General features: G+C 31.8%; 21 protein-coding genes. 14 read left to right on the top strand and 7 right to left on the bottom strand.

Annotated elements, in window-relative coordinates:
• Positions 1 to 49: 49 nt before the first annotated feature.
• The 6 genes from hisC (at position 50) to hisIE (ending at position 5,123) form a co-directional block, all read left to right on the top strand.
• The gene (gene hisC, locus GFU93_RS09700; RefSeq protein ID WP_160569032.1) at positions 50 to 1,087 is read left to right on the top strand and encodes a histidinol-phosphate transaminase; all 1,038 of its coding nucleotides are present in this window, start codon (positions 50 to 52) and stop codon (positions 1,085 to 1,087) included.
• Positions 1,084 to 2,178: a bifunctional histidinol-phosphatase/imidazoleglycerol-phosphate dehydratase HisB gene (gene hisB / locus GFU93_RS09695; RefSeq protein WP_160569030.1), complete on the top strand. Its 1,095-nt coding sequence runs from the start codon at positions 1,084 to 1,086 to the stop codon at positions 2,176 to 2,178. The genes hisC and hisB overlap by 4 nt, the downstream gene beginning before the upstream one ends.
• A 119-nt stretch (positions 2,179 to 2,297) precedes the next feature.
• Positions 2,298 to 2,876 (top strand): imidazole glycerol phosphate synthase subunit HisH, encoded by a 579-nt coding sequence (gene hisH, locus GFU93_RS09690; protein ID WP_160569028.1) that lies wholly within the window; start codon positions 2,298 to 2,300, stop codon positions 2,874 to 2,876.
• Between the two features lie 96 nt (positions 2,877 to 2,972).
• Positions 2,973 to 3,686: a 1-(5-phosphoribosyl)-5-[(5-phosphoribosylamino)methylideneamino]imidazole-4-carboxamide isomerase gene (gene hisA / locus GFU93_RS09685; RefSeq protein WP_160569026.1), complete on the top strand. Its 714-nt coding sequence runs from the start codon at positions 2,973 to 2,975 to the stop codon at positions 3,684 to 3,686.
• 100 nt (positions 3,687 to 3,786) lie between these two features.
• A complete protein-coding gene (gene hisF, locus GFU93_RS09680) occupies positions 3,787 to 4,539 on the top strand; it encodes an imidazole glycerol phosphate synthase subunit HisF (RefSeq protein WP_160564522.1) in 753 nt (250 codons plus the stop codon).
• Positions 4,536 to 5,123, top strand: a complete 588-nt coding sequence (hisIE, locus tag GFU93_RS09675) for a bifunctional phosphoribosyl-AMP cyclohydrolase/phosphoribosyl-ATP diphosphatase HisIE (RefSeq protein ID WP_105296679.1) — start codon at positions 4,536 to 4,538, stop codon at positions 5,121 to 5,123. The genes hisF and hisIE overlap by 4 nt, the downstream gene beginning before the upstream one ends.
• Before the next feature lie 56 nt (positions 5,124 to 5,179).
• On the opposite strand, the gene ligA is transcribed toward hisIE, so the two are convergent.
• On the bottom strand, positions 5,180 to 7,213 hold the full coding sequence (gene ligA / locus GFU93_RS09670) for an NAD-dependent DNA ligase LigA (RefSeq protein ID WP_160569024.1): 2,034 nt from the start codon (positions 7,211 to 7,213) through the stop codon (positions 5,180 to 5,182).
• Between the two features lie 303 nt (positions 7,214 to 7,516).
• Between ligA and GFU93_RS09665 the strand changes: the two genes are divergently transcribed.
• The gene (locus GFU93_RS09665) at positions 7,517 to 8,326 is read left to right on the top strand and encodes an enoyl-ACP reductase (protein WP_105296681.1); all 810 of its coding nucleotides are present in this window, start codon (positions 7,517 to 7,519) and stop codon (positions 8,324 to 8,326) included.
• Positions 8,327 to 8,391: 65 nt separating this feature from the next.
• On the opposite strand, the gene GFU93_RS09660 is transcribed toward GFU93_RS09665, so the two are convergent.
• Positions 8,392 to 8,958 carry a hypothetical protein gene (locus GFU93_RS09660; RefSeq protein WP_160541790.1) on the bottom strand — a complete coding sequence of 189 codons (567 nt, stop codon included), beginning with the start codon at positions 8,956 to 8,958 and terminating at the stop codon, positions 8,392 to 8,394.
• 107 nt (positions 8,959 to 9,065) lie between these two features.
• Here GFU93_RS09660 and GFU93_RS09655 point away from each other — a divergent pair, with 107 nt between their 5' ends.
• The 4 genes from GFU93_RS09655 to GFU93_RS09640 all read left to right on the top strand — a co-directional run bounded on the left by GFU93_RS09655 (position 9,066) and on the right by GFU93_RS09640 (position 14,751).
• Positions 9,066 to 10,973, top strand: coding sequence for an ATP-binding cassette domain-containing protein (locus GFU93_RS09655; protein WP_160569022.1), 1,908 nt, complete (start codon positions 9,066 to 9,068; stop codon positions 10,971 to 10,973).
• Positions 10,974 to 11,200: 227 nt separating this feature from the next.
• The gene (locus tag GFU93_RS09650) at positions 11,201 to 12,076 is read left to right on the top strand and encodes a sulfite exporter TauE/SafE family protein (protein WP_160569020.1); all 876 of its coding nucleotides are present in this window, start codon (positions 11,201 to 11,203) and stop codon (positions 12,074 to 12,076) included.
• Positions 12,077 to 12,088: 12 nt separating this feature from the next.
• Positions 12,089 to 12,487, top strand: coding sequence for a DUF1634 domain-containing protein (locus GFU93_RS09645; protein ID WP_160541787.1), 399 nt, complete (start codon positions 12,089 to 12,091; stop codon positions 12,485 to 12,487).
• A gap of 47 nt (positions 12,488 to 12,534) precedes the next feature.
• Positions 12,535 to 14,751: an FUSC family membrane protein gene (locus tag GFU93_RS09640; RefSeq protein ID WP_160557004.1), complete on the top strand. Its 2,217-nt coding sequence runs from the start codon at positions 12,535 to 12,537 to the stop codon at positions 14,749 to 14,751.
• Here the strand turns inward: GFU93_RS09640 and GFU93_RS09635 are convergent.
• The 4 genes from GFU93_RS09635 to pepE are packed head-to-tail and all read right to left on the bottom strand — an operon-like array spanning position 14,744 to position 17,701.
• Entirely contained in the window at positions 14,744 to 15,199 is a 456-nt protein-coding gene (locus GFU93_RS09635) for a YqaA family protein (protein ID WP_160564532.1), read from the bottom strand. The genes GFU93_RS09640 and GFU93_RS09635 overlap by 8 nt on opposite strands.
• A gap of 10 nt (positions 15,200 to 15,209) precedes the next feature.
• Positions 15,210 to 15,959, bottom strand: coding sequence for a 1-acyl-sn-glycerol-3-phosphate acyltransferase (locus tag GFU93_RS09630; RefSeq protein ID WP_255448674.1), 750 nt, complete (start codon positions 15,957 to 15,959; stop codon positions 15,210 to 15,212).
• 2 nt (positions 15,960 to 15,961) lie between these two features.
• Positions 15,962 to 16,927 carry a type I phosphomannose isomerase catalytic subunit gene (locus tag GFU93_RS09625; protein ID WP_160569018.1) on the bottom strand — a complete coding sequence of 322 codons (966 nt, stop codon included), beginning with the start codon at positions 16,925 to 16,927 and terminating at the stop codon, positions 15,962 to 15,964.
• Between the two features lie 60 nt (positions 16,928 to 16,987).
• A complete protein-coding gene (gene pepE, locus GFU93_RS09620) occupies positions 16,988 to 17,701 on the bottom strand; it encodes a dipeptidase PepE (protein ID WP_160569016.1) in 714 nt (237 codons plus the stop codon).
• A 295-nt stretch (positions 17,702 to 17,996) separates the two neighbouring features.
• On the opposite strand from pepE, the gene GFU93_RS09615 reads away from it, so the two are divergent.
• The 3 genes from GFU93_RS09615 (at position 17,997) to aspS (ending at position 21,897) form a co-directional block, all read left to right on the top strand.
• Positions 17,997 to 18,626: a hypothetical protein gene (locus GFU93_RS09615; RefSeq protein WP_160569014.1), complete on the top strand. Its 630-nt coding sequence runs from the start codon at positions 17,997 to 17,999 to the stop codon at positions 18,624 to 18,626.
• A gap of 255 nt (positions 18,627 to 18,881) precedes the next feature.
• Positions 18,882 to 19,775: a CorA family divalent cation transporter gene (locus GFU93_RS09610; RefSeq protein WP_160569012.1), complete on the top strand. Its 894-nt coding sequence runs from the start codon at positions 18,882 to 18,884 to the stop codon at positions 19,773 to 19,775.
• 370 nt (positions 19,776 to 20,145) lie between these two features.
• The gene (gene aspS, locus GFU93_RS09605; RefSeq protein WP_160569010.1) at positions 20,146 to 21,897 is read left to right on the top strand and encodes an aspartate--tRNA ligase; all 1,752 of its coding nucleotides are present in this window, start codon (positions 20,146 to 20,148) and stop codon (positions 21,895 to 21,897) included.
• Positions 21,898 to 22,191: 294 nt separating this feature from the next.
• On the opposite strand, the gene GFU93_RS09600 is transcribed toward aspS, so the two are convergent.
• A complete protein-coding gene (locus tag GFU93_RS09600) occupies positions 22,192 to 24,660 on the bottom strand; it encodes a hypothetical protein (protein WP_160569008.1) in 2,469 nt (822 codons plus the stop codon).
• Positions 24,661 to 24,762 lie beyond the last annotated feature (102 nt).

Raw genomic sequence — 24,762 nt, 5'->3', positions numbered from 1 at the left:
AAACAAATAGGGTAGAATTAACGCTTTTAATTCAATAAAAATAATAACCATGAAAAATATAAATCAACTGGCCCGTCCCAATGTGCTTGCCATGCATCCGTATTCTTCCGCAAGAGATGAATCCGGAGGAATAAAAGGAATTTTTTTAGACGCTAACGAAAACCCTTTTGGAAACAATAATCGTTATCCGGATCCCTACCAAAAAGATTTAAAACAAAAATTAAGTGAAATTAAAAATATTGCAACGGAAAAAATTTTTATTGGGAACGGAAGTGATGAAATAATAGATCATATTTATCGGGTATTTTGCAATCCCGGTAAAGACAAAGCCATGTTTTTCAGTCCAACTTTCGGAATGTACCAGGTAGCAGCAGAGTTGAACGATGTTACGATTGTTGATATTCCTCTAACATCCGATTTTCAAATCAATATCGAAGAAGCTCAAAAATATTTCAACGATGAAAATCTAAAAGTAATTGTTATTTGTACTCCCAACAATCCGACCGGCAATGCGATTAATCCAAAAGATATTGATTTTATACTAAAAAATTTTAATGGAATTGTTGCAATCGATGAAGCGTATATAGAATTTACCGACCAACCTTCCTATCTGGAAAAAATGGATCAATACCCAAATCTTGTACTATTCCAAACGCTCAGTAAGGCTTGGGGTATTGCGGGAGTACGTATTGGTATGGCCTATGCTCAACCTGAAATTATTCATTTACTTAATAAAGTAAAGCATCCATATAACATCAGCGAATTGAATCAAAAGGCAGCTTTGGAAGCGCTGAATCAAAGCAGTGAATTTGAAAAAAGAAAAAAAATTATTCTTGAAGAAAAAGAAAAATTGCGTTCTGCTTTGGAAAAGCTATCGCTAGTAACGAAAATTTACCCTTCGGATACGAACTTCTTGCTCGTTGAATTCTCCAATTCCAATCAAGTTTTCAAACAATTAATGCAAGAAGGTATCATTGTACGAGATCAATCTTCCAAAATTAAAAACAGCCTTCGTATTACGGTTGGCTCTCCGGAAGAAAATTTAAAATTAATTAATTCATTATCTAGGCTAAACGATACCTTATGAAAAAAGTATTATTTATAGACCGTGACGGCACTTTAGTTATTGAGCCTCCGATAGATTACCAATTGGACAGCTTGGAAAAATTGGAATTTTATCCCCTGGTTTTCCAAAGCCTTTCCAAAATATCCCGTGAAATGGATTACGAATTGGTTATGGTAACCAATCAAGATGGATTGGGTACCGAATCCTTTCCTGAAGAAACTTTTTGGCCTTCACAAAATAAAATCATCAAAGCTTTTGAAAATGAAGGAATAACGTTTTCTGAAATTCTGATAGACAGAAGTTTTGAACATGAAAATCTCCCTACACGAAAACCCGGAACGGGAATGTTAACTCATTATATAAAAGGAAAGTATGATCTCTCCCATTCGTATGTAATTGGTGATCGATTAACCGATGTACAATTAGCAAAAAATTTAGGCTGTCGTTCTATATATATGGGAACGGAAGAAAATTCCGGTGCAGAATTACAAACGCAAAGCTGGGACGAAATTTATCACTATTTAAAAAAGCAACCCCGAAAAGCTAAAGTGATTCGTAATACTAAAGAAACCAAAATTTCCGTGGAAATAAATTTGGACGGTTCGGGAAAAAGTTCCATATCCACAGGCTTAGGCTTTTTTGATCATATGTTGGAACAAATAGCCAAACATGGTTCTATGGATTTATATATTAAAGTCGATGGAGATTTGAATGTAGATGAACATCACACAATAGAAGATACGGGAATTGTTTTAGGTGAAGCTATTTTACAAGCGCTTGGAAGTAAAAAAGGAATTGAAAGATATGGATTTCTGTTGCCGATGGATGATTGCTTGGCTCAAGTAGGCATCGATTTCGGGGGGCGTCCGTGGATCGTTTGGGATGCAGAATTTAAAAGAGAAAAGATCGGAGAAATGCCAACCGAAATGTTTTATCATTTTTTTAAATCTTTTAGCGATAATTCGAAATCTAACTTAAATATAAAAGCGGAAGGAAGTAATGAACATCATAAAATAGAAGCTATTTTTAAGGCCTTTGCAAAAGCTATCAAAATGGCTGTTAAACAAACCGATGATAATTTTGCCATTCCAAGCACAAAAGGCAGTTTATAAAATACAAAAACTTATTTTTTACTTTTTACCGTTTATTTCTTAAGTTTTAGATAATAAAGTAATTCAAACATTTAAGAAAAATTCATACTTTCAAAAATTATAAAAAAGGCTTGTGAAAAATGATAGCAATTATAAAATACAATGCAGGTAATATTAAATCAGTACAAAACGCACTAACACGCTTAGGGGTTGAATCTGTTGTGACCGATGATCCCAACACGATAATACATGCCGATAAAGTAATTTTTCCGGGAGTAGGCGAAGCCGGAAGTGCTATGTCATATTTGCAGGAAAGAGGTATGGATATTTTAATAAAATCGATTACACGTCCTTTTTTGGGGATTTGTTTAGGCCAGCAGTTAATGTGTTCTCATTCGGAAGAAGGCAACACCCATTGTCTAAATATCTTCGATGTTAACGTTCGAAAATTTCCTTCTACCGATATTGTGCCTCATATGGGTTGGAATACAATCTATGATTTGAAGGGAGAAATTTTAAAAAAAAATACTGACCATGATGATGTATACTTTTTGCATAGTTACTATGCGGATTTATGTGCAGATACTTCTGCTACCTGTACTTATATTTTACCGTTTAGTGCTGCTTTACAAAAAGACAATTTTTTTGCTACTCAATTTCATCCCGAAAAATCGGCAGATGTGGGAGATCAAATATTAAAAAGTTTTATTGAACTGTAATTTCCTGTTCAGATAAAAAGTTATCATTCAATCAATGGTATGTTACGAGAAAACCCTCGTAACTTTAATAAAAAATAATATAGCTGAAATAAAAAAATGAGAATTATACCCGCCATAGATATTATTAACGGAAAATGTGTACGTTTAACTAAAGGAGATTATTCTACGGAAAAAATTTATCGGGAAGATCCTTTGGATGCCGCTAAAGAATATGAGGATATCGGAATTCAATATTTACATGTGGTAGATTTAGACGGCGCAAAATCCAACCGAATCATCAATTATAAAACACTCTATAAAATAGCTTCCCAAACAAATTTAAAAATTGATTTTGGAGGGGGCTTAAAAAGCGATGATGATTTGAAAATTGCATTTGAAAATGGAGCTTCACAAATTACGGGCGGAAGTATTGCCGTAAAAAATCCTGAATTATTTCTTTCTTGGCTTTCAACTTTTGGAAATGATAAAATTATTTTAGGGGCAGATTGTAATCATCGAATGATAGCCACCCAAGGTTGGACAGAATCTTCCTCTTTAGATGTAGTTGATTTTATTAAAGAATATGAGAAAAAAGGCATTCGTTATGTAATTTGCACAGATATTTCCAAAGACGGAACTTTAGAAGGCCCATCAAATGAATTGTATGAAGAAATCCTTCAATCGACTTCCATACATTTAATAGCCAGTGGGGGGGTGTCTTCGCTGGAAGATTTGCTTAAACTAAAGGAACTAGGTTGTGAAGGCGCTATTATCGGAAAGACTATTTATGAAGGAAAAATCAAATTGAAGGAACTTAAGCAATTTTTATAAAACGGGTAAAGTAATTTTATAGAAACTTTGTATGGTTACTAAACAATCGCTTTAGACTTTTCATGCAAATTTTAATTTTTTAAAAAAAATATATAAAGAAGTGCTAAAAAAACGTATAATTCCTTGTTTGGATATAAAAAACGGCAGAACTGTTAAAGGAGTAAATTTTGTGAGCCTCACCGATGCCGGAGATCCGGTAGAATTGGCTAAAGCTTATGTACAACAAGGAGCAGATGAATTAGTTTTTCTGGATATAACCGCAACTATTGAAAACCGTTCCACCTTGCTTCACTTAGTAGAAAAAATTGCTAATGAAATTAACATTCCATTTACGGTAGGAGGAGGAATAAATTCCGTGGAAGATGTATTTTCTTTAACTCAAGCCGGTGCAGATAAAGTAAGCATAAATTCTTCAGCTGTAAAAAGACCGGAATTGATTTCAGAAATTGCTTCCCGTTTCGGAAGTCAATGCGTGGTAGTTGCTGTGGATACCAAAAAAGAAAATACAGGTTGGAAAGTGTATACTCACGGGGGAAGAACCCCGACTACGATTTTAACATTAGATTGGGTAAAAAAGGCGGAACAACTGGGAGCTGGTGAAATTTTACTTACTTCCATGAATAGTGACGGCACGAAAAACGGATTTTCTCTTGATATTACGCATGATGTTGCATCTAGCGTAAATATTCCCGTTATTGCTTCAGGAGGAGCCGGTACTAAAGAGCATTTTTCGGATGTATTTTTAAACACTAAGGCTTCGGCGGCTCTGGCTGCCAGTGTATTTCATTTTAATGAGATTCCCATTCCCGAATTAAAAAGATTTTTAAAAACTAAAAATATTCCTATACGATGAAATTAGATTTTGATAAAAGTAACGGATTGATTCCTGTAATTATTCAGGATGAACTTACCCTGCAAGTACTCATGCTGGGTTATATGAATGAAGAAGCCTTTGAAAAAACAAAAAGGGAAGGAAAAGTGACTTTTTTCAGCCGCTCCAAAAATCGATTATGGACGAAAGGAGAAACCTCCCATAATTATTTATGGGTAAAAAAAATTGATATAGATTGTGATCACGATACTCTTTTAATTAAAGTTTCTCCTGAAGGACCTACCTGTCATACGGGAAGTTATTCTTGTTTTGAGGAACAAAATGCAAAAGGATTTGTATATAAATTACAAAATATAATCAGTCAACGAATTGACGAAAAAGTAAACGGGTCGTATACCTATCAACTTTATCAAAAAGGAATTAACAAAGTAGCACAAAAGGTAGGTGAAGAGGCTGTTGAAGTTGTTATTGAAGCAAAGGATACGGATGATGTTTTGTTTAAGAATGAAGCAGCAGATCTGCTATACCATTACCTTATCCTTTTGAAAGCAAAGGGTTTTCAATTGGAAGATATTGAAAAAGTATTATTTGATCGAAACCATTAAATATAGGAACTGCAATTAAAAATTGCAGTTCATACTCTAATTTTTTCTATTTGTTTTTAACGCGTTGACTCATTTTCTTTCGGGTTTATGCCTTCTTTTTCAAATAAGTCTAAAAATTGATATTCATCCAATATATTTACTGTTCCCAATTGTTCAGCCTTTTTAAGTTTCGATCCGGCTTTTTCTCCTACTACCAAATAATCTAAATTTTTACTTACGGATGAAATATTTCTTCCTCCATTTTTTTCTACCAATTCTTCGGCATGTTCTCGTGTGAAAGCGGTTAATTTCCCTGTAAATAAGAAGGTTTTTCCTTCTAAAATATGGGAGATTTCTTCCTGAGAATCTTCTGTTTCGAAATGTAAACCTGCTTTTTTTAATCTGTCAATGAGTGCCAAATGTTCGGGTTTGGCAAAATATTCTTGAATGCTTATGGCTATTTTATTTCCTACATCAGCTGTATTTTCCAGTTCTTCTAACGTCGCATTTTGTAATCCCTCAATTGATTTAAATCTTTTAGCCAGTTTCTTGGCCATGGTTTCTCCTATATGACGAATTCCCAACGCATATAAAACTTTTTCAAAAGGGATTTGTTTTGAATTTTCGATACCGTCAATTATATTTTGAGCCGATTTATCGGCCATTCTATCCAGTCCGATTAATTGTTCTTTTTTTAAGGTATAGAAATCCGAGATATCTTTGATCAATCCATTTTCATAAAGCATTGAAACCGTCTCTGCTCCTACGCTGTCTATGTTCATGGCCCTTCTGGAAACAAAATGTTCCATTCTTCCCATCACTTGTGGCGGACAAGCTTTTTCATTGGGACAAAAATGAGCAGCTTCTCCCGGTTCCCGAACTAAAGGTGTACCGCAAGCCGGACAATTCTTAATAAATTCCAGCTTAATCGTGCCCGGTTCTCTTTTATCGTAATTCACATCCACAATCTTGGGTATAATTTCCCCTCCTTTTTCTACAAAAACGATATCATTGATTCGTAAATCCATATTAGCGATAAAATCTTGATTGTGAAGAGAGGCTCTTTTTACTGTGGTTCCTGCAACTAACACCGGTTTCAAATTGGCTACCGGAGTTATTGCTCCCGTTCTTCCTACTTGATAGTCAACACTTAATAATTGTGTTTCTACTTTTTCGGCCTTGAATTTATATGCAATGGCCCATCGAGGAGATTTAGCCGTATAACCTAGTTCTTCTTGTTCTGAAATGGAATTTACTTTTATTACGACTCCGTCAATCTCAAAGGGAAGATGATATCTTTCCGTATTCCAATGTTCAATAAATGCCGTTACCTCTTCTAGATTGGTACACAATCGGGCATAATTTCCTACTTTAAATCCCATGTCTTTAGCATGTTGCAAAGAGTCCCATTGGGTACTGTATCCTCTTTCATCAGTAAGTACATAATACAAATAGCAATCGAGGCCTCTTTTTGCCACCGCCTCGCTATCCTGAAGCTTTAAACTTCCACTAGCCGTATTTCTTGGATTGGCATAGGGTTCTAATCCTTCTTTTTTTCTTTCTTCATTGAGTTTATCCAAAGATTTTTTGGGCATGATTATCTCTCCTCTTATATAAAAACGTTGCGGATATTTACCTCTGAGATGAAGCGGAACAGATCGAATAGTTCTCACATTATGGGTAACATCATCCCCTTGAAAACCGTCACCTCGGGTAACTGCTTGAACTAGCTGTCCGTTTTCATATAATATACTGATGGATAATCCGTCGTATTTTAATTCACATACATATTCTACTTTTTCATCTATAGATTTGGCTACTCTTGTTGCCCAATCTTTGATATCGTCAAATGAGTAACTATTATCGAGTGAATACATCCTTCTTTCATGTCTTACGGTAGGAAAATTCTTAGTTATTTGCCCTCCTACTCTATGGGTAGGTGAACCGGGACTGTCTAATTCCGGATTTTCTTTTTCTAATTGCCTCAGCTCATTCATCATCTGATCAAACTCATAATCCGAAACATCAGATTGATCTAATACATAGTATTTGTAATTTAAATCCGTTAGTTCCTTCCTTAAAAATTCAATTCTGTCTTTAGTATTACTCATATTTAGAATATTTATTCAAATTTATAAACAATGGTTGATATGTTAAATACTAAAGGATACTATTTAGTATACTAAGTATTTTTTATCTATATTTTTATAAAAATCGATGCATTTTAGATTAAATTATACCAAAATACACAAATCATGCTCAATTTTCATTTATAAGGGATTATGCAAAATACATCGTATAATTTCTTTAGTTTTTATGAAATGATTTATTAATCGGGTTAGATACTAAACTTTTCGGTTACATATAAAAATATTTACATAAATTTGTTCTGTTAACATTTTTAAATAAATACTATGTCTCACGGATTATTAAAGGGGAAAAAGGGAATTATTTTCGGGGCGCTAGATTCTAACTCCATTGCATGGAAAGTTGCAGAACAAGCTCATGCAGAAGGAGCTGAATTTATCCTTACTAATTCCCCAGTCGCTCTTAGAAAAGGGGAACTTAACGCATTGGCTGAAAAAACCGGCTCTGATACGGTTCCTGCTGATGCCACTTCAATGGAAGATTTGAATAAACTTTTCGATCATGCTCTTGAAAAATTCGGAAAGCTTGATTTTATTTTACATTCTATAGGAATGTCTATTAATGTCAGAAAAAATAAAGATTATACTGATATAAATTATGAATGGTTAACTAAAGGCTGGGATATTTCTGCTGTTTCTTTCCATAAAGTTATGAAAACTGCTTGGGATAAAGACGCTATGAATGAATGGGGTAGTATTTTAGCTCTTTCTTATATTGCCGCTCAAAGAACTTTTCCCGGCTATAATGATATGGCTGATAATAAAGCTTATTTGGAAAGTATTGCAAGAAGTTTCGGTTACGAATGGGGAATCCGTAACAAAGTTAGAGTTAATACAATTTCTCAATCGCCTACCCCTACTACTGCCGGAAACGGGGTAAAAGGTTTTGGTGGATTTATTGAATTTGCTGAAGAAATTTCTCCGCTTGGTAATGCTACCGCTGAGGAATGTGCAAATTATTGTATTACGTTATTTTCCGACCTAACCAGAAAAGTAACTCTTCAAAATCTTTTCCATGATGGAGGTTTCTCCAATGTTGGAGTTAGTGAAAGAGTTATGAAACGTTTTGAAAAATAATTGGTTAATAAAATTCTATAAAAAAAAGAGGCTTATTTTAAAGCCTCTTTTTTATAGAAATACTTTTATTTCAGTTTCGGTTGTAATTTAATTACTTGGTCATCATTAATATGATAGTATTTAATTACAGCGTTATAATCTTTGTAATCAATAGGCATTTTACTACTAAATGCATTACCGGAAGAGCTTCCCGGGATGATAACAATTCTAAAAACTTGTTTATTAATTAATCCAGGAGTTAAAGTCAAATCATAACTTCCACCGGCATAAATATTAAAATCTTCAATACTAAAATCATAATCATAAGAAAATTCGCTTTCAGTAATCCCATCATTATTCAAATCAACATAAAAAGTTCGAGGTATAAGTTGCCATACATCTTTACCGGAAGCATTTTCAGCAGAAAGCCTATATATTAATAAATGATCTCCGTTTATTATGGCCGGTCTAAGCTCTCCGTTGATCACCCAACCCAATTGACTGTCAAATCTAAAAGAACTTTCAATTTCAAATACTCTTGAAATTGTATCCGTGTTAACTACAACACTTCCTTTGTCATCATCGTCACTGCAACTAGTTAAAAATACAGTAAAGCATAATGTTAGTACTACTATTGATACTATTTTTTTCATAAAATTATATTAAAAAACTAATTTACATATTTTTCTTATAACAAAGACAAAAATGAGGGAATTAAGTTTAAAATCGTATCTTTGCATGTTTAAAATTTAACAAGAAAATGATATTAGTCCAGAATCTAGGTTTACATTTTGCAGGATCTTATCTATTTGAAAATGTAAATTTTAGAATTAATAAAAATGATCGTATTGGATTAGCGGGTAAAAATGGTGCAGGTAAATCAACTTTATTAAAAATTTTGTCCGGTGAGCAACCTTCAACTGAAGGAAATGTTGAAAAAGAAGGAGAAGTTCGCATTGGATTCTTAAAACAAGATTTAGATTTTGAGAAAGGAAGAACCGTATGGGATGAGGCAAAACTGGCTTTCAAAGAATTAAATATAATCAATGAAAAAATTGATACAATCAATCATGCTCTTGCTACAAGGACCGACTACGAATCTGAGGAATATCACAAGCTTATTCATGATTTAACCGATCTAACCGATCGATTTTCTCATTTAGGCGGCTACAATATTGATGGAGAAATTGAAAAAATTTTAAAAGGGTTAGGTTTTAAAGAATCCGATTTTAATAGGCTTACTGATGATTTTTCAGGAGGATGGAGAATGAGAATTGAGTTAGCTAAACTCTTATTGGAAGAAAATGATGTGCTGCTTCTTGACGAGCCTACCAACCATTTAGATATTGAATCCATCATTTGGTTGGAAAGTTTTTTAATTACTTATAGTGGAGCGGTGGTGCTGGTATCACACGATAAACAATTTTTAACCAATGTTACCAATCGAACCATTGAAATTTCCAATAAATCCATACAAGATTATAAAGCAAATTATACCAAATACCTTATTTTAAGGCAAGAAAGAAAGGAAAAACTTCTTCAGCAACAAAAAAATCAAGAACAAGAGATTAAGCGTACGGAACAATTAATCAATAAGTTTCGTGCAAAAGCTAGTAAAGCTTCTTTTGCTCAATCTCTTATGAAGAAATTAGATAAGGTAGAACGCATTGAGGTGGAAGATGAAGACATAACTCGTTTTAATATTCGTTTCGAACCGAGTATTACTCCCGGAAAAATAATTTTTAAAGCAGAAAATTTAGGTAAATCTTTCGATACTCATACTATTTTTGAAAATGCCAATTTTCACATCGAACGTGGAGAGAAAATAGCTTTCATCGGTCAAAACGGTCAGGGGAAAACTACTATGGCTAGAATTATGGATGGCTTATTATCTTATCAGGGTAAACTTGAAATAGGCCACAACGTTCAAATTGGATATTTTGCTCAAAACCAATCTGAAGAGCTAAATGCTTCTAAAACTATCTTAGAAGAAGCTGAAGATTCGGCTACAGAAGAATCTCGTCCTAAAGTTCGAGACTTGTTAGGTTCATTTCTTTTTCAAGGAGATGATGTACATAAAAAAGTGTCTGTACTTTCCGGAGGGGAAAGAAATCGATTGGCTTTATGTAAATTACTTCTTCGACCTTTCAATACGTTGATAATGGATGAGCCTACAAATCACTTGGATATACAATCTAAAGCGATATTAAAACACGCCTTAAAGAATTTTACGGGGACACTGATTTTAGTATCTCATGATCGTGAATTCTTAGATGACTTAGCCGACAAGATTTTTGAATTCAGAAATGGAGAAGTTAAAGAATTTTTAGGTAATATCAATGAATATTTAGAGTATCGTAAAAAAGAAAATATGAGAGAAGTTGATATCGAAAAATCAACTACCCGTAAAGTGACTTCAGAAAATACACCTACTAAAGCTTCTCAGGAAAAGCAATTTAAATCGAAAGAACAAAAATCTTTAGAAAATAAATTGTCTAAACTTGAAAATGACATTGAAAAAACAGAACAAAAAATTTCTGCTTTTGAAGATTTATTTAGTAAAGAAAACCCAAAAGAGGAAGATATTAAGGAGTATTCTGAGTTAAAGGAAAAGCTTACCCGAATTACTCATGAATGGGAGAACATGTTTTCTCAATTAAACGGATAGGTATGGTATGATTTCCTTTTAAAGGATAGTTACCTATTATAAATGAAAGTAATTATATTTTGCAATTAACCCTTTGTTCATCAGTATAATAAAACTCTATGTAAAGGGTTGTTTTTTTTACCTTAATTTTTCAATTATTGGACTATAGAATTAAATTTAAATTAATAGTAACAGATTAAAGTAGGAATCTTTAAATTTGTTACTTAATTTCTTAATTTTAATTCATTTTGACTATAATAACTTTTACAATTATTCTATTTTTTGGAGCAATTGCAGCGGGTACTCTGGGTTCTCTTACCGGACTTGGCGGCGGAGTAGTCATAATTCCTCTATTAACTCTGGGTTTTGGTGTTGATATTAAATATGCTGTTGGAACCGCATTGGTTACTTCGATAGCTACTTCTTCGGGGGCTGCAGCTGCTTATATTAAAGAAGGAATGACTAATGTGCGTATTGGAATGTTTCTTGAGATTGCTACCACCCTGGGAGCAGTTTTAGGTGCCTTACTTGCTGTTTTTCTACCTACTTCCGCAATTTATATAATTTTAGGTTTCACTCTTATCTTTTCATCTGTCATGACTTTAAGAAAGAAAAATGCATCTATAGATTATACTGCTCCGGGGAGTAAATTAGCTACTACATTGAAATTAAACGGAACGTATCCTACTCCTGACGGAATTAAAAAATATAATGTTCGAAATATTGGTGCGGGTTTTTCTCTAATGACGATAGCCGGTGTGCTTTCCGGTATCTTAGGTATTGGATCGGGAGCGCTTAAAGTATTAGCTATGGACACGGCTATGAAAATACCTTTTAAAGTATCGACTACTACTTCTAATTTTATGGTAGGGGTTACTGCAGCCGCCAGTGCAGTTATTTACTTTCAAAGAGGTCAAATTGATCCCTTTCTTGCCATGCCTATAGTGGTAGGGGTTTTGTTTGGAGCTTTTCTAGGTTCAAAAATATTGATGGCTATAAACGTTCAGCTGTTACGTAAAATTTTCAGTTTGGTTATTGCTATTCTTGCAATTCAAATGATCTATAGAGGATTGGAACCTTCATTGATTAAATGGTTTCCACATATCAATTTTCCTAAACTTTAAGCTGAGTGTGTTATGAGTAATTTATTTTCGAGAAAATTTTGGGAAGAACGTGATGTAGAGCTTTATATTGGTAAGTTGCTTCGTTACGGAGTTATTCTTTCTTCTATTATTACTATTACCGGCGGAGTAATTTATATATCTCAACATCCGGATCAACAACTCAATTTTAAAACATTTGTAGGGGCCCCAAATTATTTGAGGGAATTATCTACTTTATTACCCGCTGTTTTAAAATTGGACGGGTTAGCAATTATTCAGCTGGGAGTTGCCGTTTTGATCGCCACTCCTATTCTACGGGTTGCTTTTTCAATAGTGGCTTTTGCTATTGAAAAAGATCGAATGTATATTGTTATAACCTGTATTGTTTTAGCTATTATCTTATCAAATATGATTTTTGGTCTGGAAGGATAAAAACTAACCGGAAATTCTAATTTACTAATCACTGCTTACAGATTTTCATGCAGCAAAAAATTAAACATATAGTCTCCGAAAGTACCTTTTTTATTTTTGGTTTTTATTTTAGTCGTGGCTTACGTATTGCTCTTGCTATTGTAATCCCCCTACTCGCCGGATGGTTTTTTAAGAGACCCGATATTGGTATAGTTGCTTCTTCCGGAGCTCTTGTAGCCGGACTGGGAGATAATCCCGGATCTATTCGTGTTAAATTTTATACTCAATCTATTGCCGCTTTATTTTACTTTTTAGTGGTTTTTGTGTGTCAGTTGTTGATATCGCATGAAATTATTTTCGGTATTTGGATTACTTTGTGCGGCTTTTTCTTTTCCATGTTTTTTATTTACGGCTCCCGTGCGGTTAGTGTAAGCACCTCTTCTTTATTATGTGTTGTCTATGCATGTAGTTTTGAAGCTAACCATATCATAACTAATACGTTGGGAATGATGATGGGTATTGTATGGTATGGATTTATTTCTTTGGTTTTATGGAGAATTCAACCGTATAGGGTGATTGAACAAAAAATTAGTGAAAATATTAAACTTTTAAATGAGTATACAGAGCTAATACATGAGTACTTTTTGTTAAAAATTAAAAATCCTGCTAATAGTCAAAAACAAACTGAGATTTTAAATAAGCTGTTTGAAAAACAAACAAAAATACACAGTACTCATGAGGATATCCGAGAAAATCTTTTTAAACTGCGGATTAATGCTAAAAGTTTTTCTGCAAAAGGTAGAAAAATGACTTTAATTTTCAGCGCATTAATCGATCTGTATGAACAACTTTTATCATTAAATTGTCAAGATGACAAGTTGATTCAATCTCTGGTTAAAAGTGGTCTAAAAAGAGATTTTGAATATCATTTAGCCAATATGGAAAAAATCCTCTATGAATTAAGTTGGTCTATAAATTTCCATAAAAAGGTCACTGTAACTATTGATACCGCTCCACTGGATCGTTTTAAAGAAAAAATACTTTCGATTGAAGAAAAGGAAAAAAATAATGAGAAATCCGTTATTGATATCAATGCTTTAAAACATGTTCGTTTTATTTTTAAATCATTTTATAAACAAACCGGTTTTATTAAATCACTTATCAACGGAGAGTTTAGATCGGAGAGAAAACAATATGAGGATTTGGATTTGGAAAAGTTCACCAGACAATATAATTATAGCTTTTCTACATTTAAAGCTAATTTAAATCTTAAATCCAACATTTTTAAACATGCTTTACGAGTAAGTGTCGCCATATCGGTTTCTTATATAATTTGTACTTTACTTAAAATTGAGTATTTTGCTTGGGTATATTTAACCATCATTTTAATTTTAAAACCTTTTTATGGAAATACGAAAAACTCTTCTATTCAAAGGTTGCAAGGTACTCTAATTGGAGGAGTATTAACGTTGGGTCTCCTTCTTGTTACACATAACATTTATGTGATTTCTATAGTAACTTTTATTTGTATTGTGGGCGCTTATAGTTTTATACCTATCAGTTATAGAACGGGGGTTGCTTTTGTTACCATATTTGTTATACTCCTGATTTTTCTGGAACACAGCGGAAGTGATGGTTGGACAAATATTTATCATCGATTGGGAGGAACAACGATTGCCGTTGTGATCAGTTTTATTTTAAGTTTTTCTTTTCTTCCTACTTGGGAATATAAAAATCTTCCTGTATTGATTGAAAAGTTATTGAAATATAATTTAGATTATTTTACAAAAATAACTTATAATTTATTGAATGTTGATAAGCTTTCTGATACCGATATAAAACTGTCCAGAAAGGACGTTTTGTTGGGAACTTCCAATTTATCAAGTACTTTTCAAAGAATTGTATCAGAACCTAAAATTTCAAAAAATTACAAATCCGATATATATAATATTCAAACTTTTATAAACCTTCTTTCTACAAGAATATCATCCCTTAGATCCTATATTAATGAAAACAGTAAAGCATCAGATATAGATAAACAGTTGATCTCATCTATTGAAAATACTTTAAATAAATGTTTACTAAATATCAAAGGGTCTTCCTTTGATTGTGATACGGAATGTCAAGAAAAAGAGGAAGAATTGAATGTTTTGGCGGATGATCAATCATTAATTTCTTACCAGCTTCGGGAAATTAATCTTTTATCACAGCAAATTTATTCCTATATAAATAAGCTTAATAATTTTCAGGAGTGGAAAGATTCTAAAAGGGATTTTTCTATTTAATGAAATTCGCAAAACCTTTGTAAGCATACATAATTAAAAGGTAACGAAATAGTTTACCGGCTAACATAGACAGGGATACGATATAGACATTCGATCTCATATATCCTAAGGCTACAGGTATGATATCTCCAATAATGGGTAAAAAAGAAAAAAAGGAAATATATGCTCCTTTTTTATTTAATTTTTGAGTGGCTTTATCAATTTTTGTTTTATTTATTTTTAAATATTTTTCAATCCATTCAATTTTACCCAGCCTTCCCAGGTAGTAACCGGTCATTCCTCCTAACCAGTTTCCAATGGTAGCTATTAGAATACTTATCCATGGATTCCCGCCCATAATGAGTATTCCTGTAAGAACTGCTTCGGAGCTAAAGGGTAAAATGGTTGCTGCAAGATAAGATGCAATAAATAATCCTATATATCCATAGTCTACTAATCCGTCTAACATATAAAATTACTTATTTTATATTCATAAAATCTATCTTATCATCTTTTATCCTTTCATAAATTAAGTGATAGGCTTTTTCTTTGAGTGATTCTTTCGTTTCTCCATTCGGATACAATATTTTTACACGCTCTACTTTAACTTTACCCGGATATCCTAAATTAAATACAAATGGAAACATATTTTTTAGATTATGAAATGCATAAACTACAATAGGACTATTACAATAAATTGAAGCTATAAATGCTCCATCTTTAAATTTTTCCAATTTTATTTTTCTCTTGGGAACCCCTCCTTCAGGAAAGATAACCACATTTTTATTTTGTTGGGTTAATTCTTTTTTTACGGCAGAAAAAACTGCTTGTTTGCTTTGTCTACTGGATCTATCTACCAGGATGGATACTTTTTTATAAATTCTTCCGAATACGGGGTATTTTTCCAACTCTTTTTTTCCTACAAATATGATCGGATGATGAGGGTGAAGTACATACATTAAGACCACGTCTATTAAGGAAGTGTGATTGGCAATAAATATGTAATTTTCTTTAGGATCTAAATTTACTTCCGATAGTAATGAATAGGTAAATCCCGATCCATAGAAAAGCACCCATCCCCACATTCGCATAAAGAAGTAGGTTAGCTTATTATTTTTCTGATAAGTCATCAGATAAATTACCACACCAATGGTAAGTGTGCAAAGGGCAGCTAAAATATAAAACCAGATTCTCCAAAGTATGGTAGCTACAGTCCTAAGATATTTCATATTTAATCTATATGAACTTCTAAGAGTTTTGTTTGTAAAAGGGGTTTTACTTCAACATTCTCAACTTCCGCAGGAAGCAACACCGTATCCCCTTTTTTAAGGGTTACGGGTAAGGTCTTATTCAATAGGGTGCATTCTCCTTCTAAGCAAATCAATATACGAAATGAATTGGACAAGTTATTTAAAATTTTATTTTCTGTAACTTCCATCGATGAAACCGTAAAATATGGAGATGCTAATAGTGTTGTCTCTCTTGCATCTTTATCATAATGTAAAAATGGATCTTCAACAAAAGAATAATCCATTACCTCTTTAGCTTGATCGAGGTGTAATTCTCTTTTTTTTCCGTCTTTATCAATACGATCATAATCGTAGATTCTATACGTCACATCTGAATTTTGTTGGATTTCAACTACTGAAATTCCTTTTCCCATAGCATGAACTCTACCGGACGGTATATATATAACACTTCCGTTGTCAGGGTGTATTTTTCTGAGGATTGTATCTAAAGTATTTTTTTCAATATTTTCCGTGAAAATAGTCTTATTTGTTCCTTTTTCAAATCCTAGTATAATCTCTGAATTGGGCTCTGACTCCAATACATACCACATTTCCGTTTTCCCGAAAGAATGATGGTGAACTGCTGCATACTCATCATTTGGATGAACTTGAACAGATAAGGGTTGAGCTGCATCTAAGAATTTAATGAGTAAGGGAAATTTATCTCCATATTTCTGATATACTTTTTTCCCTACTAAACGGTCTTTATACTCTTTGATTAAATCGTCTAAATTTTTACCCTTTAGGCTTCCGTTGCTTACTATACTAACATATCCCGGAACTGTTGAAATTTCCCAGCTTTCTCCCAGTTTTTCTTCCTTACTTTCTTTACCGAATTGTTTTAGTTTATTTCCCCCCCATATTCTGTAATGGTAGGAAGGTTGAAATACCAATGGATATAGTGACATACTTATGTTAATTTATATGCAAAAATACAATTTTAAAATTTTATTTATCTTATTTTTAATTTAACTTAACGTAAATAGAAAATCAAAATCTTCTTCAGAGCCCAGTTCTTTAATGGGTTGATTGTATTTAAAAATTCTTGCCGTTCTTTCTCCTATCAACTTTAACTTTTCATTTTCATAATGCAACATAGTACCTTCTCTTAATCCTACTACATATAAATTATGATTTAAGGTTATAAACTCTCTAATTCTTTGTTCACGGGTTTCTCCACCAAAATCGTCAGGATGTGTATCTATATAATGAGGATTAATTTGAAAAGGGATCAAATTTAAGGTTTGGAAATTTTCCGGTTCAACTACTGGCATATCATTAGTTGTTCTCAAGCTGGGACATGCAATATTGGATCCTGCACTCCAACCTATATAGGGTATTCCCTCTTTAACTCTTTCTTGGATAAGCGAAAGTAATTTTTCTTGTTGTAATTTTTTTACCAAATTCCAGGTATTTCCCCCTCCTACGACAATTGCGTCTGCCCTTTTTATCGCTTCTTTTGGATCTGAAAAATGATGTATACTTTTCACTTCTATACCTATTTCTTTCCATCCTTCATTAACTTTATTTTCGTATTCTTCATACGAGAAAGTTACTGCTGCAAAAGGTATAAATATTATAGTTATTTTTTCAGTACCCAGGAATGATTGTACTTGTTTTTTTGAAAACTCAAGATATTTTTCTCCAACATTTGTGGAATTACTGAGTAATAAAAGCTTCATTTTTTTACTATTACCAATCATTATTAAAACAAATAATTTTTCTTTATTTATCACATAAAATTAATCATTATGAAAACGTTATTAGCTATAACTAATGTTATAATTCAAGTAATAAATTGTTACATTTTAAAGTCAAATATAACTAGAAATTAACTCAAATTCCATTTTATGAATTGAATAAATAAATTTGAAGTAGAATATGGTTATTTCAATTCGTTAAATTTTTATTACTGTTGGTTACAAATATCATTTTATCAATTTAATTTTATATATAATTTTGAAAAAAATTATTTAAATGAATACTATTAATTCTTTGGCAGAGCGATTATTGGGTAGAAAATTAACTAAAAGTGACGGAGTTAAGTCTCCGGAACTCGATAAAGTTGAAAGTAAATTGGGTTTCGCACTGCCTGATATTATTCGTGATCTTTATTTGATGACCGGAAAAAATGGAATGTTGATGGAATCATTCAATCGTTTTGCTTTACCTACGCAACTTCAAAGAGATGATAATAAAATAGTTTTTTTAGAAGAAAATCAAAATATATGCTATTGGGGATTTGAAATTGATCCGGAAAATACTAATCCAAAAGTATATCAATTGTTAAATGAAAATGAATGGTATGAGGAACAAATTCCGCTGATTGAATTTTTAAAAGTCATGTTGTATTATCAATGCGCTCAAGGTGGATATGAATATTTAGGAATTTCCAACATTTCAGAAGAAGATTTTGAAATTTTCATCCATACGGAATGGGAAGATGTGGTAAGGTATAACGGTTTACAAATTTATTGGAAACCGGATTGTTTACTTTGGTATGTTTACAATAAAGAGAATGTAAGAATTGAGGATATTTATTTTTCTGCAAGATCTGAAGAAGCATTCCTTACGCATGCACAAAAATATGAATTGGAAATTATTTAATATACGTTTTGCTACGCAAGTACTTTACTAGACCTATGATTTATTAAAACAAATCTATTGTCCACAAATACGTAATAAATTCCATATAAATCTGTTTTTCAAATTATCAAAAATTAAGATAAATGTAAATAATGTATTTTAGTTTTATCTATTTAGTAATTTATTTTATAAAATTCTTTTAAAATTGCAATGATTTAATTTATTTTTTGAATATTCTTATTTCTAAAAGTAGTACTTTTACAAAAAAGGTATTTAATGGCAGTAAAAATAATTAATCAGTCCAATTATGAATGGATAGACCTACTTAATCCTACGAAAGAAGAAATGCAAAAGATTGCGGAAAAATGCAATCTTAATTTCTATAATCTAGCAGATAGTTTAGAGCCTAATCATTTACCAAAATTTGAAACTGAAAATGGCATTAATTTCCTAATATTAAGAGTAGTACATAAAAGCGATAAAAAAGACACCAATATTGAAAGTCTTTCCAACAAAATTGCCGTTTTTTTTAATGATTCTTTACTAATTACTATACACCGTATTGAAATGCCCTTTATCGATGATATTGCCAACAAATGTCAAAGTATGGGACAAACTTTCTCGACAAATATGGTTATTATAAAAATTTTAAAAAGTGTATTACAAACTTATAATGATTCCATATTACACATTATTAATAGATTGGAATCTTATGAAAATAAACTTTTTTTAAAAGATCCCTCTTCCAAAGTTTTGCAAAGCATTTATTCTTTAAAAAGAAAAACCAATCTTTGTACTAAACTTTTAATTCTTTCGGATGAGGTGATTAATTCTATTAAACCCTCTAAGCAAGAAAAGGCTGCCCATCAAGATGCTAAGGATTTATATCTAAAGTTAACAACTCTTTATGAACAAGTAATAGACGACCTCAATAATTTACTCAATTTATATATTTCCCTATCTTCACAAAAGACCAATGAGATAATGAAAACACTTACCATTTTCTCAATATTCTTTATGCCCTTGACATTTATTGCGGGTATTTACGGGATGAATTTTCATTATATGCCTGAACTGGAATTTAAATTGGGGTATCCGATCATATTATTGATTATGTTTATTATTACCCTGATTATTTATTATTGGTTGAAGAAAAAAAAATGGCTTTAAAACTTTTTCAAAAAATTTCAATTAATTTGACTTAAGTACTACGATCTCAAAACAATTTCCAATTTGTGAAATTTTACTTTTAACTCTTTTTTTATAATCATTTAAGGTTTTTAAATATTTTTTTATTTATAAGATAAAATAATACAAGAGGATTTTAATGCTAACGAGTCAAATAACTATGATTAGTTATTCTTTTAATTTTCTATAGGTTAAATCTAAACTAAATATTTCTCCTAGTAAATAATTGAAAAGACTACTTAATCAAAAAAAAATTGTTGATAAATCAAGTGACTTTTAAATTTTACATTAACGTAAAATTTCTAATTCCTATTCAACAGATTATAATTATTTTTGTATAAAAATTGTCAACATGTATAGAACCAACACCTGCGGAGAACTTAATGAATCAAATATAGGACAAAAAGTAATTCTTGCCGGATGGATCCAAACTATTCGTGATAAAGGATTCCTTACCTGGATAGATTTACGCGACCGATATGGAATCACTCAACTTGTTTTTGATGAACAACGAACCGATAAGGATCTAATTGATAAAGCAAAAAAATTAGGTCGTGAATTTGTTATTCAAGCCTCAGGAACAGTAATTGAAAGATCCAGCAAAAATCCTAATTTACCTACAGGTGCTATTGAAATTTTAGTTGAAGAATTATCCATACTTAATCCATCGTTGGTTCCTCCATTTACAATTGAAGATGAAACGGACGGGGGCGAAGAATTACGTATGAAATACAGATATTTGGATATAAGACGTAATCCGGTTAAAGAAAAATTAATTTTCAGAAGTAAGGTTGCTCAACTGGTAAGAAATTATCTATCTCAAGAAGGTTTTATTGAAGTGGAGACCCCTGTCTTAATAAAGTCTACACCTGAAGGAGCACGAGACTTCGTGGTGCCGTCTCGTATGAATCCCGGACAATTTTATGCCTTGCCTCAATCGCCTCAAACTTTTAAACAATTACTTATGGTTGGAGGCCTAGATAAATATTTTCAATTAGTTAAGTGTTTTCGTGATGAAGATTTACGTGCTGACCGCCAACCCGAATTCACTCAAATTGATTGCGAAATGTCTTTTGTTGAACAAGAAGATATTCTCAGAACATTTGAAGGTCTGACCAAACATCTTTTAAAAGAGCTGAAAAATCTTTCTTTTGATAAATTCCCTAGAATGACTTATGCGGAAGCAATGAAGAAATACGGTAATGATAAGCCGGACATTCGATTCGGAATGGAATTTATTGAATTCAATGAAGAATTACAGAACAGCGGTTTTAAAGTATTTGATGAAGCGGAATTAGTGGTTGGTATTAATGTTGAAAAATGTGCTGTTTATACTAGAAAACAGCTGGACGAATTGACCGATTGGGTAAAAAGACCTCAAATTGGTGCATCGGGATTGGTTTATATACGTTACAATGAAGACGGTAGTATTAAATCTTCTGTAGATAAGTTTTATTCTGAAGAAAAACTAAAAGTTGTCATACAAAAAGCAAATGCTCAACCCGGTGATTTGATCTTAATTTTATCGGGGCAAGCTCATAAAGTACGCCCTCAATTAAGTGCGCTACGTATGGAATTGGCTGAACGTTTAGGCTTACGAAATCCTGAGGTTTATGCTCCTTTATGGGTTGTCGATTTTCCGTTACTAGAATGGGATGAGGAAGAAAACAGGTATGTTGCCATGCATCATCCGTTTACCTCTCCAAAACCTGAAGATATTCCTCTTTTGGATACCCACCCCGGAGAAGTTAGAGCCAATGCTTATGACCTCGTTTTAAACGGTAATGAAATTGGAGGAGGTTCTGTTCGTATCTATAATAAAGAATTACAAGGGAAAATGCTTTCTTTATTAGGATTTTCTCAAGAAGAAGCCGAAGCTCAATTTGGTTTTTTAATGAATGCTTTTAAATTTGGTGCTCCTCCTCATGGCGGAATAGCTTTTGGCTTTGATCGTTTTGTAGCTATTTTAGGAGGACAAGAAGTAATCCGAGATTATATTGCATTTCCAAAAAACAATTCGGGAAGAGATGTTATGATAGATGCTCCTTCCTATATTCATGAGCAACAATTAGAGGAATTAAACTTAAAAATAACCAAAGAATAAATCAATTCTTATAGTATACCTAGTAAAAAATAAAAAGCAAAATTTTTGTAACCAAAAATTTTGCTTTATAAACTAAATAAAATAAAACCAATTTTGTGAGAACACACAGTGAAAATTACTCCTTTACTTTATTTATATAAAGTAAATTTTTCATTTATCAATTCAAAGTTATGTTTTTTATTTAGAATGATTTTAAATAATTATATGATTTAAATCATATAATCTAATAGATAGCATTTAGTTAGCTAAATACAACTTTTTAAAAATTATACTTACTAAGCTAAGCGAACCCATTTAATCTTTACTATCAATATCCACGTCATTGTTTTGCCAATTTTCTAATGTAGGCAAATTCATTGAGTTTGTTTCTAATACCGGCATATTAGTTTTGATATCAGGATCATTTGCTTTTACAGATTTTTTGTTGCTTTCCTTTTCTTTATCTTTAAAGAATTTTAATAAATCTGCAGCCTTCTTTCCCTCTTCTTTATCTTTATATAAGACAGCAATGTGTTCTAACGATTGTTCAAACTCTTCTTTATTTCCTAATTTTGCATCGCAAAAAGCAGAAAGTAAGGCAAATTTAGCTATTATCTCATCTTTGGGATATTTGGAAAGTGCCTGAATTGCCATGTCTTTTACTTCTGAATAGTTACCTCTTTTGTATTTTTGATAGGCATTTTCATAAAACAAGATTGCATCTGAAGAATTAGTTTTTAACTCATTAACTTGAGGATGCAAAATAGCGTAAGCATATTTAGTATCAGGATATTGGCTAGTTATTATATCTGAGTATTTTTTTGCTAACACTTGATTTTCTCCTTGATTAAATCGATACAAGTTATACATTGCCAAAACTTTTATTTCCTCATTGTAAGGTTGAGTTGATAATAAATGTTCTAAAGTGGAGGTAGCTGATTTTACATCATGTAACTGATCGTAATATAAAATTCCTAATGATAATTCCACAGAATCTCTCTGATTTTTTAAAACATCTATTTCTGATTGACTTTTAGGTAAATTTTCTGTATAATATTCAACCTCAAATCGTCTAGGATTCTTAGAATCCGACTGACCCGATAATTGCGTTTTAACATCATCTAAATTAGAAATCTTATTGCTTATTCGCCAGTTATCCTCCAACATTCTATCCCCCCATTGTTTTCTAAATTCTGATTGACCTACTTGCTTCAGGTTATTATTATAAAAATACCATTTTCCTTTGGTATTGGGTGTAATCATCGTAAATGCAGATGTTGTATTTTCAAACGATTCGGTAGCAAACTCGGTAATATTTTCTCTTCTTTGATTCTTTTCTTGTTGTAATCTTTCTTTTTCTTCTTTTTCTTTTAGTTGATTTATATATTTTTGATAATAATTATTTCTTTGCTCGGGTAACATTTTAGCAACCGTTATAATACTATCATTCTTTTTTACTAAATAATATTTTTTGGTTACTTCTCCTAAAACTTTATTTTTAGCTGTTAATTTTCTTTTCATTGCCGGATCAACAAATCTTGAAATTGCGCTATCATAATAGGCACTTGCATAGACATAGTCAGGTTTTGAAAAATAATTATCTCCTATTTCTTGATAAACTAATGCTCGTATTTGAGGATCACTCTCTTCCTCTTTTAAAGAGGCAAAAAAATAGTTCATCGCATCTTTATTTCTTTCTTCTTTTAGGGAAGTTAGACCCATTGCATAGTATATTTCATTTTTTCTGGATTGGTACAATCCTTTTTTGGTTAACCCTTTTAAAAATTTAATTCTATTCGTATAAGCTAAGCTATCCTCTTTTTTATACAATCTAGATAAAGCAATTTGTGATTTGATCTCCAACTCGGGAGTAGATTTTTTCTTAAAAGCTAAATTATAATAGTTTCTTGCCAAATCCTTTTCGTTCAATTTTTCTGATAATTGACCTTGAATAAAACTAAAACGAGCTTGGTTTGTATTGCATTTATTATATTTTTTTGCAACGTCTAGAGCTTTTACAGCTTCAGAATATCTTTTTTCATCAATTAAAAATTGAGAATATATTTTAGAGATAAATTTTGCATCTCTTTTTTTTAATTTTTGATTGATGAGTTTTTCATAAATCTCATTCGCTTGAAAAGAATTTCCTGACTGCGCTTGTGCTAAGGCCATATAACCTTCAACTTGAGCTTTTTTTGTATTTTTTACTAAAGTTGAATTCATATAATTCAAATAATTAAGAGATTCAAACGGATCTCTTTTATAATAATAAGCTCTGGCTAATAAAAGATAAGCCTCACTCATCATAGAATTATATTCTTTTCCTTTTATAAGCATTGAGTGTTTTTCGACGGCTTTCTTTCCTTTTTCTATAGCTTTGTCATAACCTTGCGCTTTTGAATCATTACCTGCACCTAACATCTTTCCAAAAGCGTCAGATAAGGAATTTATGGCTCCTTGGGCATCTAAATTTTTTAAATTATCTTTTAGTTCTCCTGATAGATTTGCAGTGTTATTATCTGAACTTGCTAAGAAATTATCAAGAGAATTTTCTTTTTCCTCCACAAAAGGATTACCCGGTTCTACCGGTAAAATGGCAGAAAAATTATCCCTGTATCTTGAGTTTCTTGATTTCAATTCTTCATTTAATGCTTCTTGCCCGTTGAATAAAGTATTGTTCCAAGTAGTAATCCGATGATACGTACGATGAGTTATCCCGTTTTTTTTGGTTGAGCAGCCTCCCAAAAGGCTTAAAATCAGAATTGAATATATAATTTTCTTCATTTATTTCTTATAATTGACAAAGCTAATAAAAAAACGAAAATTTATTAAATTTGTTGTTTTTAAATGTCTACTATTTCACTTATTATCTCTTATCTTATAAAA

The sequence above is a fragment of the Apibacter sp. B3546 genome (assembly GCF_009827885.1).
Taxonomy (GTDB): Bacteria; Bacteroidota; Bacteroidia; order Flavobacteriales; family Weeksellaceae; genus Apibacter.
Note: the sequence above shows the minus strand (reverse complement) of the source record. Positions and strands in the feature narration are given on the sequence as shown.